Raw genomic sequence first — 3229 nt, forward strand, 5'->3', positions numbered from 1 at the left:
TGCTGCGGCCAGTTACTTTTATCAGGATCCTCATGCGTATACCCCGCATTTATCATGCTGACACTCTGGTCGTCGGCAGCGAAGTTTTCCTCAATGAAGAAGCGGCAAATCACGTAGGACGCGTACTGCGAATGAACGCCGGGCAGCGCCTGGAATTGTTCGATGGTACTAATCTGACATTTAGCGCTGAAATTGTGCAGGCAGATAAGAAAAATGTGCGCGTCGCCGTGCTGGAAAGCCGCGAAGAGTGCCGTGAATCACCGCTTCACCTACATTTAGGCCAGGTGATGTCGCGGGGCGAGAAGATGGAGTTCACCATTCAAAAGGCGGTGGAGCTGGGCGTAAACTGCATTACCCCCTTGTTTTCTGAGCGCTGTGGCGTAAAGCTTGATGCACAGAGGCTGGCGAAAAAAATCCAGCAGTGGCAGAAAATCGCCATTGCCGCCTGCGAGCAGTGCGGCAGAAACCGCGTGCCGCAGGTGCGTGAAGCAATGACGCTGGAAGAGTGGTGCGCCGAAGAGGATGATTGCCTGAAGCTTAATTTGCACCCAAGAGCGAGCCAAAGCATTAATACCCTGCCGCAGCCCGTGGAACGGGTGCGTTTGCTGATTGGGCCAGAAGGCGGCCTGACGGCAGATGAGATTGCGATGACGGCGCGCCACACCTTTACCGATATCCTTTTAGGGCCTCGGGTACTACGCACAGAAACCACCGCGCTAACCGCCATTACCGCCCTTCAGGTGCGGTTTGGTGATTTAGGCTGATAACAGGCACTGACGAGAAAACGGCAGGCCAAAAAGCTCAACTGGAGAGAATAATGATTAAGCTCGGCATTGTGATGGACCCGATTAGCGCCATCAATATTAAAAAAGACAGCAGCTTCGCGATGCTGCTGGAAGCACAGCGTCGCGGTTACGAAATTCACTATATGGAGATGAAAGATCTCTATCTGCGCGGCGGTGAAGCCCGTGCCGCTACGCGTCTACTGAGCGTTGAGCAAAACTATGATAAATGGTACGAGTTTGGCGGCGAGCAGGATATCGCGCTGGCCGACCTGAACGTTGTCCTGATGCGTAAAGATCCGCCTTTCGACACTGAATTTATCTACGCGACCTATATCCTTGAGCGCGCGGAAGAAAAAGGCACGCTGATCGTGAATAAGCCGCAGAGCCTGCGTGATTGCAACGAGAAGCTCTACACCGCGTGGTTTGCGGAGCTGACACCGGACACGCTGGTTACCCGCAGCGCGCAACAGATCCGCGATTTCTGGCAGGAGCACGGCGATATCATCCTGAAGCCGCTGGACGGCATGGGCGGCGCCTCTATTTTCCGGGTTAAGAAAGAAGATCCTAACCTGTCGGTCATCATTGAAACGCTGACCGAGCACGGCAGTTTCTACTGCATGGCGCAGAATTATCTGCCAGCGATTAAAGAAGGCGATAAGCGCGTGCTGGTCGTGGATGGCGAGCCGGTGCCTTATTGTCTGGCCCGTATTCCTAAATCCGGTGAAACGCGCGGCAACCTGGCGGCTGGTGGCCGGGGCGAAGCGCGTCCACTGTCCGAAAGCGACTGGGAGATTGCCCGTCGCGTAGGCCCGATGCTGAAGCAAAAAGGCCTGATTTTTGTCGGACTGGATATCATTGGCGACAAGCTGACCGAAATTAACGTCACCAGCCCGACCTGCATACGTGAGATCGAGGCCGCATTCCCGATTTCAATTACTGGTATGCTTATGGATGCGATTGAAAAACGACTGGCCTGATAAAAAAAGGATTGACGGGCCTTCGTGCTAACCCTGTTGTCTGCCTGCGGCCTTCACCGCAGGTGGGCAACCCGACTACAGAATCCTGATATGAATTTACAGCATCATTTTTTGATTGCCATGCCCACGCTGCTGGATCCTTTGTTCAAACGTTCGGTTGTGTATATCTGCGAACACAATGACGAAGGCGCCATGGGGATTATTGTTAATAAACCGATGGAAAATCTTACCGTCGACGGCATTCTTAAGAAGTTAAAAATTATGCCGACCCCGCGCGAACCCGATGTAAAACTCGATAAGCCAGTGTTTACCGGCGGCCCGCTCGCGGAAGATCGGGGCTTTATTTTGCACTCTGCTCAGCATACCTACGCATCCAGTATTCGCGTTTCCGATAATACAGTTATCACCACTTCCCGCGACGTGCTGGAAACGCTTGGTACGCCGGAACAGCCGGACAGCGTGCTGGTCGCGCTGGGTTACTGCGCCTGGGAGAAAGACCAGCTGGAAAACGAGCTGCTGGAGAACACCTGGCTGACCACTCCGGCCAACAGCAATATTTTGTTTAAAACGCCCGTTGCCGAACGCTGGCGTGAAGCGGCGAAAAGCATCGGCGTGGATATTCACAATATCACCAGCGACGTTGGACACGCCTGATGAGCCACCTTACCCTGCTGGCCTTTGATTTTGGTACGAAAAGCATCGGCGTGGCAATCGGCCAACAGCTTACCGGCACAGCGCGTCCGCTGCCTGCTTTAAAAGCGCAGGACGGCACGCCTGACTGGAACAAAATCGAGGCGCTGCTAAAAGAGTGGCAGCCGGATCATGTCGTGGTCGGCCTGCCGCTGAACATGGACGGCACCGAGCAACCCTTGACCGCCAGAGCGCGTAAATTTGCTAACCGACTGCACGGCCGCTTCGGCGTCAAGGTAGAGCTGCACGATGAGCGTCTCAGCACGGTGGAAGCCCGGGCCGATCTCTTTTCACGCGGCGGCTTTCGCGCACTGACCAAAGGTAGCGTCGATTCCCTTTCGGCGGTGATTATCCTGGAAAGCTGGTTTGAGAACGCGTGGAGCTAATCGGCTCGCTTATACACTTTTACCGCCGGGCCACATGATGTCGCCCGGCTTGCACAGCAACCCCGCTTACCGTTACGCCCCTGCTACCTGCCGCCCGCCTCGATTCCGTTACGCCACCAGCCCTGCCTTGCGGCGTGCCTGCAGGCTCTGGCTGAAGGTCTGCATCCCTAGCTGCGCACCAGTTTGCAGCACGCCCGGCAGCTGATGCGTTTTCCCCTCCCGAATCAAACTGCTCGTGGCGGGCGTATTAATCAGCACCTCAAATAGCGCCACTCGCCCTTCCGCCACGCCAGGCACCAGCTTTTGCGCGATCACGGCTTTCAGACTGCCGGCCAGCTGGCTACGGATCAGGTTTTTTTCCGCGCCGGGAAAAACGTCCACCAGCCTGTCT

The 3229-nt window shown here is 55.5% G+C and carries 4 protein-coding genes and 1 pseudogene; 4 read left to right on the plus strand and 1 reads right to left on the minus strand.

What is annotated here, in order from left to right; translation table 11 throughout:
- The first annotated feature begins 32 nt into the window (after positions 1 to 32).
- The 4 genes from rsmE (at position 33) to ruvX (ending at position 2838) form a co-directional block, all read left to right on the plus strand.
- On the plus strand, positions 33 to 764 hold the full coding sequence (gene rsmE, locus RTK32_RS20425) for a 16S rRNA (uracil(1498)-N(3))-methyltransferase (protein WP_312047153.1): 732 nt from the start codon (positions 33 to 35) through the stop codon (positions 762 to 764).
- 53 nt (positions 765 to 817) lie between these two features.
- Positions 818 to 1762 (plus strand): glutathione synthase, encoded by a 945-nt coding sequence (gene gshB / locus RTK32_RS20430; RefSeq protein WP_312047155.1) that lies wholly within the window; start codon positions 818 to 820, stop codon positions 1760 to 1762.
- Positions 1763 to 1852: 90 nt separating this feature from the next.
- Entirely contained in the window at positions 1853 to 2416 is a 564-nt protein-coding gene (locus RTK32_RS20435) for a YqgE/AlgH family protein (RefSeq protein WP_312047157.1), read from the plus strand.
- Entirely contained in the window at positions 2416 to 2838 is a 423-nt protein-coding gene (ruvX, locus tag RTK32_RS20440; RefSeq protein WP_312047159.1) for a Holliday junction resolvase RuvX, read from the plus strand. The genes RTK32_RS20435 and ruvX overlap by 1 nt, the downstream gene beginning before the upstream one ends.
- Positions 2839 to 2946: 108 nt before the next feature.
- Here the strand turns inward: ruvX and RTK32_RS20445 are convergent.
- A pseudogene (locus RTK32_RS20445) lies at positions 2947 to 3229 on the minus strand (type IV pili twitching motility protein PilT); the annotation flags it as partial.

This window comes from Erwinia sp. (assembly GCF_031978025.1).
In the GTDB taxonomy this organism is placed as follows: domain Bacteria; phylum Pseudomonadota; class Gammaproteobacteria; order Enterobacterales; family Enterobacteriaceae; genus Erwinia.

Excerpts from the sequence above, each read along its gene's own strand:
- rsmE (WP_312047153.1), top strand. The coding sequence starts at position 33 with ATGCGTATACCCCGCATTTATCATGCTGACACTCTGGTCGTCGGCAGC.
- gshB (WP_312047155.1), top strand. The coding sequence starts at position 818 with ATGATTAAGCTCGGCATTGTGATGGACCCGATTAGCGCCATCAATATT.
- RTK32_RS20435 (WP_312047157.1), top strand. The coding sequence starts at position 1,853 with ATGAATTTACAGCATCATTTTTTGATTGCCATGCCCACGCTGCTGGAT.
- ruvX (WP_312047159.1), top strand. The coding sequence starts at position 2,416 with ATGAGCCACCTTACCCTGCTGGCCTTTGATTTTGGTACGAAAAGCATC.